We start from the raw sequence: 18969 nt of genomic DNA, 5'->3' as shown, positions 1-18969 counted from the left end.
CCGCGTGAGCATATGGCCCGAGATGGCTCGCTCGACCTCGATCGCCACCGCCTCGTGCGTGGCGTCGTCGACGATCGTCAGGCACTTGATCACCCGCCCTTCGGCCGTGCGGTCGAAGACGAAGTCCATGGACCAGACCTCGTTGGCCGCCAAGGGCCGCAACAGCGGCTGACGCTCGCCCACCGGCACCTTCTTGCGCTTGCGCCGCCGCACCTGCAGCTTCGCTTCCTGGTACAACCGTTCGACGCGCTTGTAGTTCACGAGCAATCCTTCCTGCCTGAGCTTGAGGTAGATCATCCCGACGCCGTAGCGCTTGTGCCGGTGCGCCAGCGCCAGGATGCGCTCGCGCAGCTCGACGTTGCGGTCCGGGCGCGGCGCATAGCGCAAGGCGCTGGCACTCATGCGCATGACGGCCAGAGAGCGCCGCTCGCTTAAGCCCCGATCCATCATGTGCCGCACCAGCCCGCGACGGGCTGGCGCGGTCACCACTTTTTTCGCAGGGCGTCCTTGATGACCTCGTTCTCGAGGACCTGCTCGGCCAGGAGCTTTTTCAGCCGGCCGTTCTCCGTCTCCAGCTCCTTCAGGCGCTTGGCGTCGGGCACGCTCATGCCGCCGAATTTGCTGCGCCACAGGTAGTAGGAGGCTTCGCTGAAGCCGTGCTTGCGGCACAGGTCCTTCACCGCCATGCCAGCTTCCGCCTCACGCAGGAAGCCGATGATCTGCTCTTCGGAAAAGCGCTTCTTCACGTCCAATCTCCTTCGGATGGGGGATTGGACTCCAAACCAGTGTGCTACTCAAAGGTGGGGGGACGTCGCCGGTCTGCGCGATCAACGCGAAAGCTCAGGTCATAGTCTAGGGCAGCTTGCGCAGCATCTAAGTAGACCCTCTCCGTTGAAGCGAGACCGCACTGCAAGAGGAAAAGCGCCACACCGCTCGCACCGTAGGCGAAGCCGAGGGACGTGATGCCTTCGTAGGACCAAGAGATGCCATCAGAAGTTGGGACCGACGCACCTACCAACCGCTCGGCTAGACCCAGGGCTTCATCGAGATACGTGGAGATGCCGGTTTCACGATAGAACGTCAGAGCGGCCGTTCCGATTCCCGCCAGGCCAGTGGTGAAGCCGTGCGGTATCGAGGCGGACTTACACTCACGCAACGCAATATCCATGACTGCAGACGCTTGCTCCCCACGCCCCGCATCGAGGAGAAAGCAAGCTACTCCCGCCAGGCCGCTATAGAGGCCGGGGGGGCAGTTCCGCGAACCCGTGCGTGAGACAATCCAGTCTAGGGTCGTGTCGTCTACGCGACCACGTGCGTTCAACAGGAAATAGGCGGTGCCAGCCGCCCCAAACTTGATACTCACGGGATTAGTGGTCCAGACCTCTGGTGAAGCAGGCCACAATCGATCTGGACGCTCGGGGCTGGCACTTGCCTCTAAGTACTCGCAGAGCCCGTCGAGCACCTCCCGGTACCTTAGCTCACCTGCTTCGGGTGAAGACCTAAGTAGAGTGGGGAACGGTGTCTGGTGCCAATCGCCTATCTCCATCCGTAAAAAGGCGTCGATGGCGTCTTGGATAGTCCAGCGTTTCCCCTTATCCTGATCTGTCAATCCTCTTACGATCTTTTCGACGCCACGCGGGAACCCCAGGTCCGCCAAATTCATTCGCAGGCGAGCAAGGATTCCTTCGCGATTCAGGTCATAGCCGCTCGCACTGAATGTCAGTAGATCTAGGATCAGGACCCCAAAGGCGTAATAGTCATCTTCAAAGCATGGCTTTGCATCAGCCCGTTGATCTTTTGATGCGTAACCCGAAGTCCAGCCGTTGACCCAGGCGCGACCCGAGCCAATGTCGTGTGCGAACTCAAAGTCGATGAAGCGGATGTTGCCGTCCGGACTCGCGAGGACATTTGTCTTCGTCAAGTCCCTAATTACAACGTGGTGGGAATGTATGCTTTTTATCGCTTCCGCGATGGAGAGGACTATTTTCAGAATGACGCTAAAAGTATCGGACGCGGTCTGTTTATCTCTCGTAAAGTAGAAATTCATGGCGGCGCCCCAGAGGGTTTCATAACCCTCCAAGCGTTCCTGAACTAGAAACCAGTGCGAGTCTTCTTCAAAGCAATCGACCAACTTAGGTGTGATGCCTGTATCTGCCAGCTTGGCTAGGACCCTGGCCTCCGTAACCATGGCGAACCCAGGAGGCAAGTCATCCACTCCCGCTAATCCTCCAAGGCCATCCCTGTGCTCTCGCACCACCACCGGCTTGTCAAGCAGTTCATCGTGCCCGAAGTACGTCCCGCCTTCCCCAGTGAATTTTATGACGCTTGCTATCCGGTAACGCCCGTGGAGAAGAACCGAGTCTGGCGCTGGTGGTTCCTGAATGTCGTCATCGAAATCTATCGGCAGCTCGAGGGGGTTATAGGCGCCAGGTGCGCGGATGTCGTCGACCCACTCTCCATTTTCCAGGGGAAAGCCGCCAATCCTATGGCCATTGTGCTCAAGCCTATAGTCAAAGCCGTAAGCTCCGTAGCGATAAAACAAGCACCTGCTGCTCCGATAGTTCCTATCAGAGAGAATATACGGCCCATTAAATTCACGGGTAACAGCATATAGCCGCTCTAGCGCTGACCGGAATAAATTTTCATTCCTTGGATACACGGTAATAAACTTGCCAATTTGCGTCCTTGGCCAATTTTTGTTGTGGGTGAGCTCATGCATTCGCCGGTCGGTACAGAACTTGAATGGTAGCCCCATGTCAACCAAGATGGGAAACGTCGCAAGGAGCATTGCTATAGCGTCCTTGGGTATAACGGAAAGATGTATTTTCCATCCACTCGGAGAAGAAGACGTGTCCATTGGGGGCAACGCCTCTGTCCAGACGCCCTGATGCTTTAATAACCATGTACTCGGTACGATCTGTTCCGCGACATCAAGGTATTCCCTAGAGGGCGCCCGCTTGTCGAGCGTCTCGAACTGAAAAGGGTCCGCTAGGGTGTACATCAAATACGGGTTATCCTGCATGGGTCTCTCGTGATCCTTGAAAGGCCGATATAAAGGCGAAGGTGGCTACCACCTTCGCCCGAAGTTACTTAAGCGCCGGAAGCGCCCTGGCCTTCGCTCTTGCCACTCTGGTTCGAGTTGCAGCTCTGCCAGGACAGGCAGGAGGGAGCCAAACTCGGCGCCTTCGAGTCCATCGCCAGTTTCTGAAGGTTGAGAGCGTTACTCATATTTCAGTCTCCATACAGTTATCGTAGATCCCCGCGACTGTCATTCGTCGGGGCAGTTATTGCGCCCACCCTGGGCGCAAAGCGAAGACTTAAGTTAGGAGGCAGGTAGCTCGCCAGCGCGGCGATGTCGCAGGGCGAGAACAGATTGAACCGGCTGCCCAGTCGGAGCGTGGGGAAAGTAAACCTGTTCCCCATCTACGCGAAAGAACTCGGCGGACTCATGCATCTCGAATTCAACGATAAGGCGCTTGGCAATCTCGAGGACAAAGGCGTCGTCCATCTCTGGGCAAAGAAATATGTGCCGGCTATTGTTGTACATTAGTCCGGCACCCTTTGAGTCTTCCATGAAAGTCTGGATCTGAATCCAAGCTTGCTGGTCCTCCTCACAGACAACAGCTCGCCAATCGCGATAGGTGATTTTTGCTACAAGGCACTGGAGAGAGCTGATACTTTGCTTATCAAAGAAAACTCGCGCAGGGTGGGGGTGAGCACAATCAAGTGCATGCTCGATAAGCAGGTGGTCAAGGCCCGAGCGCAAGGAAATGTACGGAGATTCCGACATCTTTAAGATCCCTGGTCTGTGTGTGCCAAGCAGGCTTTCAATCTGTGCGCCGCCGATTGAAGCTCGAGGTTTTTCACTATTTCAAACAGCAGATCGAGAATGAACTCGTCGCTCATCTCTTGACATACGTCGGTTTGCGCGACCATGCCGCAGCATTCCGGAGAAATATCGCTAGATCGGACCTGCAAGACTGGCCGGTCGGGCCTTGGCCTCTCCTGTAGGGAAATGCTCCAGCCTCTATAAGAGACCCGAGAGAGAAGGCTATGAATTTCAGTGATTCTACGGTCGTGGACACCGTCAGCTGCGTCGTGGCGTGTGCACTGAAGCTTGTGATTTCGTATAACCCGCGCTAGGTCGTGTAGCGGGGATGTTGCGTCTTGCTTAAGGGAGTCTACGTTTTTTGGCAAAGTTTCCAAAGGATCCTTCTCCTTAGCTTCCATTCTATTGGTCGCGCGCCCACGCATGACGTTGGGCGGAGTAGTGCGCGTGTCAACTCAAGTTCAAGACGCTACGATCCGCGAACTCACTGGTCTGTAGGCCTTTTCCCGCAACCCAGTCGGTTTTTGGCTCATCATTGTGAATTTCGTGACCAAGGATTTCATTCCGCGAGCGCCGTTGGGCGCACAGCTTGATCTTGGGCGACTATTGGTTTATGCGCGCTCTTAGCCTTGCTGCGGGCGTAAGCTTCCCCGCTAGGTAGATATCTCGAAAGTAGAACTTTCTGGCATCGTTCCCTAGCCAGGTGGTTCCATGAAGATGTCGAAGTTCACCGAGACGCAGATCGTCTCGATCCTCAAGCAGGCGGACGCTGGCGTCCCGACCAAGGACATTTGCCGGCAGGCAGGCATCAGCGTGCCGACCTACTACCAGTGGATGCGCAAATACGGCGGCATGGAGGTGTCCGACCTCAAGCGCGTCAAGGAACTCGAGGCGGAAAATGCGCGGCTGAAGCGGATGTACGCCGAGCTGGCGCTGGACATTCGACCACAAGGACACGCAGACGGTGGTTGCGCTGATCCAGAATGCACGCAAGCTGCCCACCGAGCTGTAGCGGACGCTGACGTGGGATCGTGGCAAGGAGCTGGCCGACCCCCGTCGCTTTACGCTGGCCACCGACATCCAGGTCTACTTCTGCGATCCGCAGCATCCGTGGCAGCGCGGCACGAACGAAAACACCAACGGAAAGGCATCGACCTATCAGGCTATTCCCAGGCCAGGCTGGATGAAGTGGCTAGGCAGCTCAACGAACGACCACGCAAGACCTTGGGCTTTGAGATACCGATCGAGCGATATCGACAAGCTGTTGCATCGACCGGTTGAAACCGCCGGGTCGAGTGGAGGCTGACCGCCCTTCGGCGAGACCAGTGTCAACTCAGCGCCCGCGTCGACGAAGGCGTAGTAAGGCGCTGCAAGCTTTCAGCCAGAAGCCCGTCTTTTCGCCGGTGTTGCCGAGCTTGTCATGCGAGGTGACGACCACAAGGATTTCATCGCGAGTTCCTCTTTTGATCAAGTAATCGAGCGTACTACGCCGCCATCGACGCGAACCGCTGCGCCCGTGGTGGCAGAGGCCTGCTCGGAGGCGAGATAGACCGATAGGTTCGCCACTTCCTCGACCGTCGCCAGTCGCTTGATAAGCGACGAGGGTCGATGAGTCTGGATGAAGTCACGCTCGACCTCTTCCAGTGGCACGCCCTGCTCGGCGGCGATCTTGGTGAAGAAGTCGCCCACGCCTTCGGAACGCGTGGGGCCAGGCAGGATCGCATTCACCGTGACGCCGGTGCCGGCCAGCGTTTCGGCCAAGCCGCGGGACACGGCGAGCTGCGCCGTCTTGGTCAGGCCGTAATGCACCATCTCCGGCGGAATCTGCACGCCCGATTCGCTGGACACGAACTGGATGCGGCCCCAGCCACGCTTGGCCATGCCTTGTGCGTAGTGGCGCGACAGGCGCACGCCGCTCATCACGTTGACCTCGAAGAAGCGTTGCCAGTCTTCGTCGGGAATGTCGAAGAAGCCCTTGGGCTCGAAGATCCCCAAGTTGTTGATGAGGATGTCCGCGTCGGGCACCTGCTGAACAAGATGCGCCGCGCCTTCGGGCGTGGCCAGATCGCCGGCCACCCCGCTCAGTGCGGCGTCGGGCACCTGCGCCTTCACTTCGGCAATGGCCTGGTCGACGCGTGCCTGCGTGCGGCCGGTGATGACGACGCGGGCGCCGGTGCGAGCGAGACCGATGGCAATGGCGAGGCCGATGCCTGCGGTGGATCCTGTGACGACGGCTGTGCGGTGAGTCAGAACGATCTGCATGGAAATGTCTCGGTGGTCCACGCGGTGAAAGCGGCAATGGTGTTGATTTAGTAATGGCAGCGTTGGCTATCAAGGTCCGTCGGCACTACTCCAGCTACTTTGCGCTCGTCGGTGACGTATGGACCGAGGGACGCGGTAGAGGCGGCTTATGCACGTGTCAAATGTCGTGAGCAGCGCCGTGAGGTCTTGCAGGCATGGGCCGATTATCTGGCTCAGCTCGGGACCGACCACCTGGATGAATTTGTCCCCGTCGATAAGGGGCGGGCAGAAGGCCGCCGTCGCACCAACTAGAGGCTCGGCAGGCCAGAACGCCGCTGTTCAGTGTGCGGCGATGGCTTCGAGGGCTTCCAGCGTTTTCCGGATGTGCAGGTCCGGGCTCAGGCTGGAATACACGTAGGTGATCGTGCCGGAGGGCGCGATGACGTACGAGGTGCGATCCGACCAGCCCGGCCGGAGAAGTAGCGTGGCGTCGTACTCCTTCGCGATCCTGGCGCCCTTGTCGGCGGCTACGGGAAATTTGCCGCTGCAGTACTTGGTCTCGCGCGAGAACACCGCCAGCTGGTCGAGGTGGCCGGCGGTGACGCCGATCACCGTGGCGTGCAGCGCCTTGAATTTGTCGATCGCCTGCGAGAACAGGTGTGCCTCGATGTTGCAGCCGGCCGTATGCGGCGCGGGGAAGAAGTACAGCACCACCGGACCCTGCTTCAGCGCATCGGCGAGGTTGAAGGTGAACGGCTTGCCGTCGAGATAGGCAGGCGCGCTGAAATCCGGCGCGCGGGTATCCGGCTTGAGCGTGGCATGGGCGCTGGCCGCGACGGCGAGCAGGCCGGCCAGGGCGATCGTCTGGAACGGTTTCATGGCGACTTGGACTCCATTGCTGGCTTGGAAAGGACGCCGCACCGGTGCGGCGGGTGGGTGTCGACGGTTCGATCCTGACCGCCCGGTGCGATCCCGGGCGAGCAACGACAACATCCGTGCTACCGCCGCCATGCCAATACGATCGCCAGCAGCGAGAGCAGCAGCGCTGCCGCGCCGACCGCCAGCGCCCGACGGGCGAGGCGCGCGGCATCGTCGCGATCGCGCCGTGACGGCGCTTCCGCGTGCAAGTCGGGCGCCGGGGGGCGGTGCTGCAGCAGCGCGACCATGGACGCGACCTGCATATCGTCGAAGTCGTAGGGGTCGAACCGTCGATGGCCGAACGAAGCCAGCAGCCGCCTTACCTCGTCTGCCGCGGCCACGTACTTCATCGACCACCCGCTGAAGCTCGGCTGCTCGATGCGCACGCGCGAGAGCACCGTCAGATCGTCGTGGCGCGGGTCTTTGCGTAGCGTGTCGAGCAGGGCATCGATTGCCGCAGCCTCACCCTCGAGCACCTGGAAGAAATGCCCGTCGCCGTAGTACAGCGCACCAACTAGTCCGCGTGTGGGATTGTTGCGGCGCGACTGCATCAGGATGCGGCCGATCTGCGGCTCGATCACGGGTCCGCGGTCGGCGTTGGCGAAAGTGGCCTTGCTGATGTAGACAATACGTTGCCAGAGTGACATCGAAACCTCGGCGGCAGGCGGCTGCGTAACGAGCTCTCTACGCACGCTGCGGCGGTTTGGATGCAGGTGCCCGCGCGGGGCGCGGGGCCCCGGATGCGATGCGGGCAATCCGCAGGTCGGGCGGTGGCAGCCGCCCGCTTCTGGCCGGCTTGCGAGACTCCCGTCATGTAGTACCTGGCAGACGGGTTCTACATGGAAGAGGCTTCATCCCTCGCATGAGCAGGATCACCGCCTGGCTTAAGCCGATTGCCCGCTCGGCATGGACTCTTCGCGTTCTTCGCGAACGCCACGCGTAGCTCGCGGCGTTCGTTTGAGGGTTCAATCCCTCAGGGCTTGGTGATGATCTGGCGGTGCATCGGCGCGAGTTTGGCCAACAGCTTGTTCTGTGCACGAAACGGGATGTCGTGCTTGCTCATGGCCTTCTGCAAGTCCTCGACCAGCGCGTTGAAGTCGGCGCGATTGACGTCCATGCCACGGTGCACCGAGGCCATGTCCTTGCCGGTGTAGGTACATGGGCCGTCCAGGATCACGCAGAACTGGTCCACAAGCTCCGCCTTGATGTGCTCGCGGTCGGCATTCTGGAAGAAGGGCCGGGTCACCGGATCGGCCATCAGGTTGTCCATGAAATCGTTCATCAGCGCGACGAGGCCTGGCTTGCCGCCGAATTGTTCGAATACCGGCTTGAGTGCAGGATCACGCGGCGCGGCAGGGTAGGCGTCGCCACTGGCGCCGGAACCGGCGGGCTGCATGGTGGTTTGCGCCGAGGCGGTGGCGCCGGCGAGAAGGCCGACAGCAAACAGCAGGATGCAAGGCGGAGTCTTGTACATGGTCGGAATCCTCATGGCGTGATCGGGTCAGAAGCCCACCTGCACGGACGCATACAGGCCGTGCTGGTTGTCCTTGATGACGACGTTGCCGAGGTTGGCGTAGGCCACCGTCAGCGAGACGTGCTTGGTCGGCGCCCAGGCGACGAAGGCGTCGTACCAGTCCTCTTCCTTGGCGATGCCGAGGTTGTTCGGCTTCTGGCGGTATTCCGCGCCGATGGCCAAGTTGCGGCTGAGCAGGTAGGCGGCCGAGCCTTCGAATTCGGCCTGGTAACTGTTGTGCTTGTCACCGCCGAAGCCGAGGATGCCGATCTGGTTGGCCTTGGTGAGGCGCAGCGTGGCGTTCAGCAGCAGGCTTTGCGACAGGACCAGCTTGGTCGCGCTGATGTAGTAGTCGGTGCCATGGTCGCTCTTGGCGCCGATCGCATGCAGGATCGTGCCCTGGTTGTTGCTCTTGTATTGCGCGCCCGCCGCTACCTGCGGCACCCAGCTGTCCTGATCGAGCACGGCGTCGCCGATCAGCCGCACCTTCACGCCGATCACGTTCTGCCGGAACGTGAAGCCGCGGCCCAGGCCCAGCGCAGCGCCGACGTCTTCGGTGTCGAAACGCTGCTGCGCAACCGAAAACTCGACGCGGTTGTCGATGCCCACTATCGCGCCCGCATCGTCGAGGTGGTAGTCCTGCACGTTGACTCGGGTGTAGAACGCGTTGGCGCCGAACTGGCCCTGCGTTCCGTAGCTGCCGATCACCGCCCACGGGGTCAGGCCGCCGCCGGCGGAGCCCTCGATCTGCGACACGCCGCCGGTGAGCAGCAGCTTGCCGCTGATGTTGTCGGCCGGACCCGCGGCGTCGGCGGCTGCCGCCTGCAGCGAAACCAGTCCGCCCGCCAGCGCCAAGGCGCCGACCAGCAGCATTTTTTGCCTGCGAAATTCGTGCATTGCCGTGCTCTCCCTCTTCGGCGCACCGCTTGCGCCCTGCGGGCTATACGGAGCAAGTGCGCCGAAGGATGCAGGCAAGGTGTTTCCTCAAAGGCTGTGCACATGAGGTGCCCACGGCTCGGGAGGAAAAGCAGCTCGCACGAACGGTGGTCGCCAGAATCGATGTTCGGCCTGACCGAAATCAGCCACTAGGTGACGAGCAGGGTGGGTTGCCATCGCACTATTTCATGTAACGAGATCCCTCAAGACGCGCACGCGCCTGAAACAAGCACGCGGGGTGCATGCATCCATGTTCGACCCTGTCGCGTAAGGGAGAGAGTTCGTGCAACCCGCACATCACGCTGGACAGGAGAGATCACATGAAAACTGGCTATAAGCTATGCGCATTGAAGTTGGGTCTGTCGCTGGCACTCCTCGCCTGCGCCGTGCCTGCGATGGCCCAGATGTCGGGCGGCATGAGCCCGGCGGGCTCCGATGGGACCGTGATGGTGGGTGGGGCGGCCATGTACCCCTCGCGCAACATCGTCCAGAACGCCATTCACTCCAAGGACCACACCACCCTGGTTGCTGCGGTCAAGGCGGCCGGCCTGGTGCAGACGCTGGAAGGCCCCGGCCCGTTCACCGTATTCGCCCCCACCAACGAAGCGTTCGATGCACTTCCCGCCGGTACCGTGACCAACCTGCTCAAGCCGGGCAACAAAGCCGAGCTGGCGAAGATCCTCACCTACCACGTGGTATCGGGCCGCCTGGATGCCAAGGCGCTCGACGCGAGGATTGCGGCTGGTGGAGGTCAGGCCAAACTGAAAACCGTGGAAGGCGATTCGCTGACGGTGAAAGGCAGCGGCACGCATCTGACAGTCACGGACGACAAGGGCAACGTTGCGGACGTGACCATTCCCGACGTGTACCAGTCAAACGGCGTGATCATGGTGGTCAACAAGGTCCTGATGCCCTGAGGCTGGCTTTACGGGTTGCGGTCCCCCCTCGCCGCAGCTCCTTGTCCCGGCCGCTTCCGCGGCCGGGACCTTTTAGCGATGAGCGACGACGTGCGCAGTCTCCGCAAGGCCGGCATGCGCTTCAGGGATAGGCCATGTGCGCAACCTGGCGGGTGCTTCCGGTACAGCACTTTTTTTTCTGAGTGAAAATCACTGTAGACAGTGCACCATTCCCGAGAGAAACCCAACCGCCGATGGCGGTTTTTTTTGGCCACCACTAGATCAACGCTTGCAAAGCGCGGAGCGGCCGCCTACTTTTCCTTAACCATTCCCAGGGAGGGCTTGAAGTGATCAATATCGTGCTTGTGGACGATCACGAATTGGTGCGCACGGGTTTCCGGATGATCCTGCAGCAACAGCCGGACGTGTGCATAAAGGGAGAGGCGGGGACCGCGGAGGAAGGGCTCAGGCTGATCCGCACGCAGGCGCCCGACGTGGCGCTGGTCGATGTGCACATGCCGGGGATGAGCGGCATCGAACTCACCGAACGGGTGGTCCGCGCCAAGCTAAACACGCACATCATCATCATCACCGTGGTCGACGATGCGCGCTTTCCGAAGCGGCTGCTGGATGCCGGCGCGCTCGGTTACCTCACCAAGGGTTGTTCGGCCGACGAACTGCTGGTCGCCGTGCGGCAGGTCGCCGGCGGGCGGCGGTATCTCGCGCCCGCGGTGGCGCAGCAACTGGCGTTGGCCACGCTCGACGGCCACAGTGGCTCGCCTTTCGATGCCTTGTCCAGCCGCGAGCTGGAGGTCGCCATGATGCTGGTGCGGGGCAAGCCGCTGACGGTGATCGGCGACCAGTTGAGCCTGAGCCCGAAGACCGTTTCCACCTACAAGCAGCGCCTGATGGAGAAGCTGCAGGTGGAGCACGTGATCGGCCTGGCCCATCTCATGACGGTGCACGGCCTGCTGGATGCACCCAACCAGGTGGGTTGATCCGGTCTGACGCAACAAAAAAGCCGGACTCAGGTCCGGCTTTTTTTGCGTCTGCGCCCTTCCGCCAGGCGGGAGGGCGCGGTTGGGTCAGCTCTGGGCCGGATCTTTCGGCGGAGGCGTGTCCGTCGGCGAAGCGCCCTGCGCAGGTCCGGCATGCTGGGTGGAGGCGGAAGCGAGCAGATCGCCCTGCTTGGGGCTTGGCGCCGGCGTGTCGGCGTGCTCGGTCCGTGCCGGCTCGTCCGCTACCACGGCAGGCGCCTCGAGTTCCGCTTCCGTCGGCTGCGTATCAACAGCCGTTACATGGGCGTCGACGTGCGTGCCGGGCGTGGGCTCCATCGTGTCCGCAGCCTCGGACCCGGCTTCACCCGGAAGGGTTCGCGCAGGGATCGGCGGTAGCGGGGGCAGGTTGAAGGTGGCGACCGGGGCAGGCTGCGCCGTTTCCGGCAACTCGGATGCATCATCGGGCGTGGCCTGGCGTGCGCTGGCCTGGTTCTGGGCGACAGCCATGCCGCCTGCCGCGACGGCAGCCGGAATCACCGCTCCGGCGGGCGCGGGCGCCTCGTTCCGGCGCGTTGCATCGGTATCGTCCCCGTCCTCGCGATCCTCGTCCTCAAGCTCCTCCAGCGGACCGCCCGTGGCGTCCTGGACCGGCGTGCCGTCCTCATGGCGACGGCGGCGGCGACCGCCCCGACGACCGCGACGGCGCCGCGGCTGGCCGCCTTCGGCTTCGGGTTTGTTTTCCGGCGCGGCGGTCGCAGCCTCAGGCTGCGCCATGGCGATCACCTCGACTTCCTTGACCGGCTCGCTTGCCGGAACGGAAGCCGTGACCGGCTGCTCTGCCTGTGGCGGGCGCGGTGCGCGTTCCTGTTTGGCCTGCGACTGCTTGCGCGGCTCCTGGTTGTCGTTGCCTGCGGCCGGTGCGGGAGCGGGCTTGGGCTGGCGTGGCGCCTGCTCCTTGGCCTGCTGCTGGGGCTGGCGCGAGCCGGCGCCGGCTTCGTTGCCGCGCTGGCGCGGGTTGGCAGCCTTGCCCGCGCCGCCCTTTGGCTGCTGCTGGGCCTGAGCCTGGTCGCGGCGCCCGGTACGCTGGCCGCCCTGTGCTTGCTGCTGCGGCCGGTTGCGCTCGTCGCGGCGCCCCTGGCGGGAGGCCGGTTGCGCAGGCTGGCTGCGTTCGCTGGGTTGCGCCGGGGCCGGCGTGGCGCTGCCGCGGAACCAGCCGAGCAGGCGCGAGATCACGCCGCCCTGCGGCGCTGGGGCGCTGGCCGGGCGCGGGCGCTGTGCTGCAGGCGCGGGAGCAGGGGCAGGTGCCTCCTCGCGCACCGGCGCGGGCGTAGCGGGCACGATGCCGCTGACCGCGGGCTGCTCGGAGCTGCCCAGGGTCTGGCCCATCTTGGGGATCGGCGCGGTTTCCACGGCGGTCAGGCGCTCGTAGCTGGGCTTGCTGTGCTCGCCCATGTCCGCTTCGCGGATGCGCTGGATCTCGATGTGCGGGGTCTCGAGCCGGTCGTCGGCGACGATGACCACGTGCACCCTGTTGCGCAGCTCGATCTCGACCACGCTGGCGCGCTTCTCGTTGAGCATGAAGTTGGCCACCGCGGGCGGGGCCTGCACCAGCACCTGGCCGGTGTTGTCCTTCATGGCGTGCTCTTCGATCAGGCGCAGGGTCGAGAGCGCCAGTGATTCTATGCCGCGGATGTGGCCATGGCCCTCGCAGCGCGGACAGACGATCTGGGTGGCCTCGCCCAGGCTCGGGCGCAGGCGCTGGCGCGACATCTCCAGCAGGCCGAAGCGGCTGATGCGGCCGACCTGCACGCGCGCACGGTCGAACTTGAGCGCGTCCTTGAGCTTCTCCTCGACCTCGCGCTGGTGGCGCGGGCTGTCCATGTCGATGAAGTCGATGACGATCAGGCCGCCGGCGTCGCGGATGCGCAGCTGGCGGGCGATTTCGACCGCCGCCTCGCAGTTGGTGTTGAACGCGGTGTCCTCGATGTCCGAGCCCTTGGTGGCCTTGGAGGAGTTGATGTCGATCGCGGTCAGCGCCTCGGTCTGGTCGATCACGATCGAGCCGCCCGACGGGAGGCGCACCTGGCGGTCGAACGCGCTCTCGATCTGCGTCTCGATCTGGTAGCGCGAGAACAGCGGGGTGTCGTCCTTGTACAGCTTGAGCTTGCGCAGGGCGTTGGGCATCACCTGCTGCATGAACTCGCGCGCGTCGTTGTAGAGCGATTCCTCGTCGATGAGGATCTCGCCGATGTCGTTGCGCAGGTAGTCGCGCAGGGCACGGATGAAGAGCTTGGATTCCTGGTAGATCAGGAACGGCGCCCTCTGCTTGGCCGCGGCCTCGGAGATCGAGCGCCACAGGGTCAGCAGGTAGTCCAGGTCCCACTGCAGCTCTTCGGCGTCGCGGCCCATGCCGGCGGTGCGCACGATCAGGCCGACGTCGTCGGGGACGTTCAGGTGCTCCAGCGCTTCCTTCAGCGCCTGCCGGTCCTCGCCCTCGATCCGGCGCGAAACGCCGCCGGCCTTCGGGTTGTTCGGCATCAGCACCATGTAGCGGCCGGCCAGGCTGATGAAGGTGGTCAGCGCCGCGCCCTTGTTGCCGCGTTCTTCCTTCTCGACCTGGACGACCAGTTCCTGGCCTTCCTTGAGCAGCTCGCGGATGCTGGCCTTGTTGGGGTTGAGGCCGGGGGTGAAGTACTGGTCGGAGATTTCCTTCAGCGGGAGGAAACCGTGGCGCTCGGCGCCGTAGTCGACGAAGCACGCTTCCAGGGATTGCTCGACGCGAGTGATGCGGCCCTTGTAGATATTGGCTTTTTTCTGCTCGCGGGAGGGGATTTCGATATCAAGGTCGTACAGCGTCTGGCCATCGACGATGGCCACGCGCAACTCTTCACGCTGAGTTGCGTTGATCAACATGCGCTTCATTGTAGTTTTTCCTTCGGCCTGGCCGCGCGTCGCGTGCCACGGTGGCGCCTAACTCAGGCAGCCTGCCGGGATCGCGCCGCAGCGGGTGGCGGCAAATAAAACCGGCATCAATCTCCGACACCGGGGTGATTCGTGGCACGCGCTTTTGCCGGCTCGCCACCCCCTGGCGGCGGACAACGGCATCCCGAACCGTTACGATGAAAGGGAGTTTACGGCCGGCTGCCTGGGTGGCCACCGGCGCAATCCTCGCCGACGTCGCGGACGGGCATCCCACCACAATCGAATCCGATGGGGGGACACAAAGCGCCTGCCGAGTATCCTATTACCCCAGGTTTTTTTCAATGCAGACGGCAACTTCCCACGACGCACCTCATGGTGTGCGTCAAGTCGACATCGGCCCCGAGCGCGACGGCCAGCGGATCGACAATGCCCTGGCGACCCTGCTCAAGGGCGTGCCCAAGAGCATGATCTACCGGCTCCTGCGGACCGGACAGGTGCGCGTGAACGGCAAGCGCGCCAAGCCCGATACCCGTCTCAACGCCGGTGATCGGTTGCGGATCCCGCCTGTGCGAACGGGCGAACGCCCGGTCGAGCAGGGGCCTGCGCCGGACATGGTCGCCGCGGTCGCCGAGGCGGTGATCTTCGAGGACAAGCACTTCCTGGTCATCGACAAGCCGTCGGGCATTGCCAGCCATGGTGGTTCGGGAGTGAGCCACGGCGCGATCGAGTTGCTGCGCGCCGCCCGCCCGGACCAGCACCTGGAACTGGTGCACCGGCTCGACCGCGACACCAGCGGGGTGTTGGTGTTCGCCAAGACGCGCGCCGGACTGATCGGGCTGCAGGCCGCTATCCGGGCGGGCCAGGTGACCAAGCAATACCTCTGCCTGATGGTCGGCCACCCGCCCAAGGCGCGCTTCGATGTCAATGCGCCACTCCTCAAGTCCGTGCTTCAGGGCGGAGAAAGAATGGTAAGAGTGTCCGATAACGGCAAGCCATCGCTCACTTTTTTCCGCGAGATGGAGCAGTACACCGGTGCCCGTCTGATGCAGGCGACGCTGGGCACCGGACGGACCCACCAGATCCGCGTGCATGCGGCGCATATCGGCCACCCGCTGGCCGGGGACGCCAAATACGGCGATCGTGAAGCCAACAAGCGCTTCCGGGAGAAGGGCTTGCAGCGGCTGTTCCTGCATGCCGCGCACATGGGCTTTGAGCTGGAAGGGCGCGCCTACGGGTTTTCCGCGCCGCTTCCAGATGACTTGAAGAACTTTCTCGATGTTCTTGGCAACAAAGGAAAAAGTAAGCGTTAATCTAGCTCAGCAGGGCTTCCGTGCGCGCCGCGCAGATGAAGTCGTTGAGCGACAAGCCACCCACGTCATGGGTGGACCAAAGCACCTGGCAATGGCCGTAGCCGGCTTCGAGGTCCGGATGATGATCCTCGCGGTTGGCCATGAAGCCGACGGCGTTGATGAAGCCCAGCGTGTGGTGGAAATCCTTGAAACGGAAGTCCTTCACGATGGCGGCGCCAGCCTGGCTCAGCTGCCAGCCCGGCAATGTCGCCAGCAGCTCCTGTACCTGGGAAGGTGCCAGTGCGTGTTCCTTACCCTTGCGTGGTTGGCAATGCTGACTGGAAAGTTCGCTGAGGTTCATCGGGATTCGCGACGAGTGGAGGAACGGCAAAGGGTCGAAGCTGCGTCCGGAAAAGTCAAAGCCGGACTTTTCCGTGAAACGGGACTAAAATGGTGCTGTTTCGCCGGCCCCGTCCCCCTCCGGCGCTCGAGAGTTTCCTGATGATCGACATTTCCGACCGCGCGCAGGCGCATTTTCGCCGCCTGCTGGCCCAGCAGGGCGAAGGTCTGGGCATCCTGCTGCGGGTCACCGCGCCCGGTACGCCGGCGGCCGACTGCGAACTGGAGTTCTGTGAGCCACGCGAACTCGGCGGTGGCGAATGGCTGGTCGAATGCGATGGATTCGACTTCTATCTCGAAGGCGACAGTGCGCGGTGGCTGGACGGTGCCAGCATCGACTACGAGCCCAACCCCACCGGCGGTCAGCTCAATATCCGCGCGCCCAGGATCAAGGGCGAGATTCCCGGTGCCGACGCGGGCCTGGTAGAGCGGGTGCGCTACGTGATCGAAGCGGAGATCAATCCGCGCATCGCCTCGCACGGCGGCCGCGTGAGCCTGCTGGAAATCAGCGCCGAGGGCGTGGTCGTGCTGCAGTTCGGCGGTGGCTGCCACGGCTGCAGCATGGTCGATATGACGCTCAAGAATGGCGTGGAGAAGACCTTGCGCGAGCGCGTGCCGGAAATCACGGCGGTGCGTGACGCCACGGACCACAGCGGCGGGCGCAATCCTTATTACAAGGAGAAGGCAGGCAGCTCGGCGATAGGGTGATGCTTCTGCTCCTCTCCCCTCCGTGGAGAGGCCTGGCCTTGAGGCGCGGAGCAGTAGCAGCGAGCGGTGCTCTGCCTGACCGATACGGGTGAAAGAGCGGAGATGATGGTGAGCGTGGTCCCTCGCCCCAAGCTTCTCCCCGGGGGGAGAACGAAAAAAAAAGGCCCGCTGGTGCGGGCCTTTTGCTTTTACCAAATCGGGACGGGGCTTACTTGTCGCCCTGGATGTGCCCATTCAGCGTGCTCAGCTTGGTCGGCAGGCTGGAGAAGTAGGCGGCGACGTCCTCGATGTCCTGGTCGGACAGCGTGGCGACGAATCCCTTCATGATGGGGTTGTTGCGGCGGCCGTCCTTGTACTCGTGCAGCACCTGCTGCAGGTAGAGGTTGTACTGGCCGGCCAGACGCGGGTACTGCGGATCGACCGCGTTGCCGTCCGCGCCATGGCAGGCGAAGCAGGCCGCGGCCTTGGTCTTGCCATTGGCGGCATTGCCTTCGGCCAGCAGCGTGGTGGACGACAACGCCAGCACGGCGCCGAGGATAAGCAGGGTGAGCGCACGCTTCATGCAGGGATCCTTCGAGGCTTACTTGGCGAGGCTGGAAAGGTAGGCGGCGATATCGTCGATGTCCTGGTCGGACAGGCTCTGCGCCTGCGCCATCATCGTCGGGTGGGTGCGCTCGCCGCTCTTGTAGCCGTGCAGGGCATTGATGATGTACTGCTCGTTCTGTCCGGCGATCTTCGGCACCGGGTAATCCGGATAGGCGTTGGTGTAGCCCGCCACGCCGTGGCAACCGTTGCAGGTGTAGACCAGCTTGCGGCCATTGGCCTTGTCGCCTGCGGCGTGCGCGCTGCCGGTGGCGAGGAGCGCTGCGGCCACAGTCAGGCCGAGCAGTTGCAGTCGAATCATCGAGATCATTCCCACGCTTGGGTCGGTAGGGTGCAAAGTCGCGGAAGTATAGTGTCTGCGTTGCGCGACGGACAACTTGATGCACCGCCTTGATGGAAATCAGGGGCCTGGGCGTCAGCTTCGGTCCTGCCAGGAAGTTCTCAGAACAGGCTCTTGAAGATCTGGATGCCGGCCGCGTACTCGCCGATCGCCGTGCCGACGCTGACCAGGATGAAGTTGAGCAGGGTGCGCGCCACCCGGTTCTTCCACCAGCCGGTCCACCGGCCGATGTCGTCGCGCAGGGTCTCGAAGTCGGCCACGCGCGGGCGGCGTACCCATGCCTCGGCCATGGCGCTGATGCCGCCGGCGGGGATGCCGGGGCGGAAGGGCTTGATGGGTGCGGCGACGAAGGCGGCCACGATGCTCAGCGGATGCCCGCCCGCCACCAGCGCGCCCAGCGCGGCGAAGCCTCCGGTGAAGAGCACCCAGTTGCGCAGCGCCTGCGCGCCCAGCGCCGGGTTCCGATGGAAGGCATACCCGATCGCCGCGAACACCAGCAGCGCCAGGCCCAGCGCCAGCCACTTGGGCCACGATGCCTTCGGCGGCAACTGCGCAAGCTTCGCGACGCGCTCGGCGGGTGGTTCCCGCTGTTCGCGGAGGTGGTCGCACAGACCTTTGAGGTGCCCGGCGCCAATCACCACCAGCACGCGGCGCACCTTCGGCGCGGCCAGCGCCTGCTCCCTCAGGCGCGCGGCCATGAAGGCGTCGCGCTCGCCGATCAGGCTGTCGTAGAGCGGCGCGGAACTCTGCGCGAACTCGCCGAAGGCGCTCTCCAGCAGGTCGCCTCCCTTGAGCTTCTCGATTTCCTTCTCGTCCACCTGCTCGCGCTCGAACACGCTGGCGATCAGCCCGCCGAGCAGGCCGAAGCGCGACCAGAGGCCGACACTGCGCCAGACGCGCTTGAGCGTGGTGCCGACCTCGCGGTCGATCAGCCACAGCGGTAGCCCGGCGCGCTCGGCGCCATCCATGGCCGCCTTCATCTCCGCGCCCGGCTGGATGCCATATTGGGCGGCCAGGCGCTGCTGGAAGGAGGAGAGCACCAGGCTCGCCGCGACCATGCCGACCTTGCCCTGGCGGATCACCTGGAAGAGGTCCATCTGCTTGAAGGCGTCCGGATTGCGCATGCCCTCGGCGCGGCTATGGCAAAGCTCGACCGCGATCGCGTCGAAGCCCTCGTTCGCCACCAGCGTCTCGACCGCCGCCACGCTGGCGCGCGAGACATGTGCCGTGCCGAGCACCACGTACTCCACGCCGTCGCGGGTAACGTGTTGCAGTGGCTCGCCGAGCAGGGCGTCGGGCGAGCTGGCGTCGGTCTGGGAAAGGCTCATGCGGGTACCGGGTCGGGTGTGCCAATGCCCTAGATGCGGGCGTTCCGTC

The 18969-nt window shown here is 63.2% G+C and carries 15 protein-coding genes and 4 pseudogenes; 6 read left to right on the top strand and 13 right to left on the bottom strand.

Annotated features, from left to right (window positions below; all coding sequences use genetic code 11):
- A pseudogene (locus VGU65_RS13360) lies at window positions 1-686 on the bottom strand (transposase); the annotation flags it as partial.
- Between the two features lie 104 nt (window positions 687-790).
- Complete coding sequence (locus VGU65_RS13355) at window positions 791-3022, bottom strand: class III lanthionine synthetase LanKC N-terminal domain-containing protein (protein ID WP_327476478.1); 2232 nt, start codon at window positions 3020-3022, stop codon at window positions 791-793.
- 1518 nt (window positions 3023-4540) lie between these two features.
- Here VGU65_RS13355 and VGU65_RS13350 point away from each other — a divergent pair.
- A pseudogene (locus VGU65_RS13350) lies at window positions 4541-4768 on the top strand (transposase); the annotation flags it as partial.
- Window positions 4769-4772: 4 nt separating this feature from the next.
- Window positions 4773-5110: pseudogene (locus VGU65_RS13345) on the top strand (IS30 family transposase); the annotation flags it as partial.
- Window positions 5111-5116: 6 nt separating this feature from the next.
- Here the strand turns inward: VGU65_RS13345 and VGU65_RS13340 are convergent.
- The 6 genes and pseudogenes from VGU65_RS13340 to VGU65_RS13315 all read right to left on the bottom strand — a co-directional run.
- Window positions 5117-5297 (bottom strand): annotated as a pseudogene (locus VGU65_RS13340) (type 1 glutamine amidotransferase domain-containing protein); the annotation flags it as partial.
- Window positions 5297-6091 (bottom strand): SDR family NAD(P)-dependent oxidoreductase, encoded by a 795-nt coding sequence (locus tag VGU65_RS13335; RefSeq protein WP_327476476.1) that lies wholly within the window; start codon window positions 6089-6091, stop codon window positions 5297-5299. The pseudogene VGU65_RS13340 and the gene VGU65_RS13335, both read right to left, overlap by 1 nt.
- A gap of 318 nt (window positions 6092-6409) precedes the next feature.
- On the bottom strand, window positions 6410-6949 hold the full coding sequence (locus VGU65_RS13330) for a peroxiredoxin (protein ID WP_327476474.1): 540 nt from the start codon (window positions 6947-6949) through the stop codon (window positions 6410-6412).
- Window positions 6950-7068: 119 nt separating this feature from the next.
- Window positions 7069-7635 carry a BLUF domain-containing protein gene (locus VGU65_RS13325; RefSeq protein ID WP_327476472.1) on the bottom strand — a complete coding sequence of 189 codons (567 nt, stop codon included), beginning with the start codon at window positions 7633-7635 and terminating at the stop codon, window positions 7069-7071.
- Window positions 7636-7961: 326 nt separating this feature from the next.
- Window positions 7962-8462: a group I truncated hemoglobin gene (locus VGU65_RS13320; RefSeq protein ID WP_327476470.1), complete on the bottom strand. Its 501-nt coding sequence runs from the start codon at window positions 8460-8462 to the stop codon at window positions 7962-7964.
- A 27-nt stretch (window positions 8463-8489) separates the two neighbouring features.
- The gene (locus tag VGU65_RS13315; protein WP_414655826.1) at window positions 8490-9374 is read right to left on the bottom strand and encodes a DUF3034 family protein; all 885 of its coding nucleotides are present in this window, start codon (window positions 9372-9374) and stop codon (window positions 8490-8492) included.
- Window positions 9375-9796: 422 nt separating this feature from the next.
- Between VGU65_RS13315 and VGU65_RS13310 the strand changes: the two genes are divergently transcribed.
- Entirely contained in the window at window positions 9797-10354 is a 558-nt protein-coding gene (locus VGU65_RS13310) for a fasciclin domain-containing protein (RefSeq protein WP_414655825.1), read from the top strand.
- A 326-nt stretch (window positions 10355-10680) separates the two neighbouring features.
- A complete protein-coding gene (locus tag VGU65_RS13305) occupies window positions 10681-11331 on the top strand; it encodes a response regulator (protein WP_327476466.1) in 651 nt (216 codons plus the stop codon).
- An 87-nt stretch (window positions 11332-11418) separates the two neighbouring features.
- Here VGU65_RS13305 and VGU65_RS13300 read toward each other — a convergent pair whose 3' ends face one another.
- Complete coding sequence (locus VGU65_RS13300; RefSeq protein ID WP_327476464.1) at window positions 11419-14253, bottom strand: Rne/Rng family ribonuclease; 2835 nt, start codon at window positions 14251-14253, stop codon at window positions 11419-11421.
- A 341-nt stretch (window positions 14254-14594) separates the two neighbouring features.
- Between VGU65_RS13300 and VGU65_RS13295 the strand changes: the two genes are divergently transcribed.
- On the top strand, window positions 14595-15563 hold the full coding sequence (locus tag VGU65_RS13295; RefSeq protein WP_327476462.1) for an RluA family pseudouridine synthase: 969 nt from the start codon (window positions 14595-14597) through the stop codon (window positions 15561-15563).
- Window position 15564: 1 nt separating this feature from the next.
- Here VGU65_RS13295 and VGU65_RS13290 read toward each other — a convergent pair whose 3' ends face one another.
- The gene (locus VGU65_RS13290; protein ID WP_327476460.1) at window positions 15565-15903 is read right to left on the bottom strand and encodes a 4a-hydroxytetrahydrobiopterin dehydratase; all 339 of its coding nucleotides are present in this window, start codon (window positions 15901-15903) and stop codon (window positions 15565-15567) included.
- Window positions 15904-16043: 140 nt separating this feature from the next.
- On the opposite strand from VGU65_RS13290, the gene VGU65_RS13285 reads away from it, so the two are divergent.
- Window positions 16044-16649: an NfuA family Fe-S biogenesis protein gene (locus tag VGU65_RS13285; protein ID WP_327476458.1), complete on the top strand. Its 606-nt coding sequence runs from the start codon at window positions 16044-16046 to the stop codon at window positions 16647-16649.
- A 208-nt stretch (window positions 16650-16857) separates the two neighbouring features.
- Here VGU65_RS13285 and VGU65_RS13280 read toward each other — a convergent pair whose 3' ends face one another.
- The 3 genes from VGU65_RS13280 to VGU65_RS13270 form a co-directional block, all read right to left on the bottom strand.
- Window positions 16858-17211 carry a c-type cytochrome gene (locus VGU65_RS13280; RefSeq protein WP_327476456.1) on the bottom strand — a complete coding sequence of 118 codons (354 nt, stop codon included), beginning with the start codon at window positions 17209-17211 and terminating at the stop codon, window positions 16858-16860.
- 18 nt (window positions 17212-17229) lie between these two features.
- On the bottom strand, window positions 17230-17553 hold the full coding sequence (locus VGU65_RS13275) for a c-type cytochrome (RefSeq protein WP_327476454.1): 324 nt from the start codon (window positions 17551-17553) through the stop codon (window positions 17230-17232).
- 140 nt (window positions 17554-17693) lie between these two features.
- The gene (locus VGU65_RS13270) at window positions 17694-18920 is read right to left on the bottom strand and encodes a TraB/GumN family protein (protein ID WP_327476452.1); all 1227 of its coding nucleotides are present in this window, start codon (window positions 18918-18920) and stop codon (window positions 17694-17696) included.
- Window positions 18921-18969 lie beyond the last annotated feature (49 nt).

Source organism: Frateuria sp. (assembly GCF_035943815.1).
GTDB lineage: Bacteria > Pseudomonadota > Gammaproteobacteria > Xanthomonadales > Rhodanobacteraceae > Frateuria_A.
Note: the sequence above shows the minus strand (reverse complement) of the source record. Positions and strands in the feature narration are given on the sequence as shown.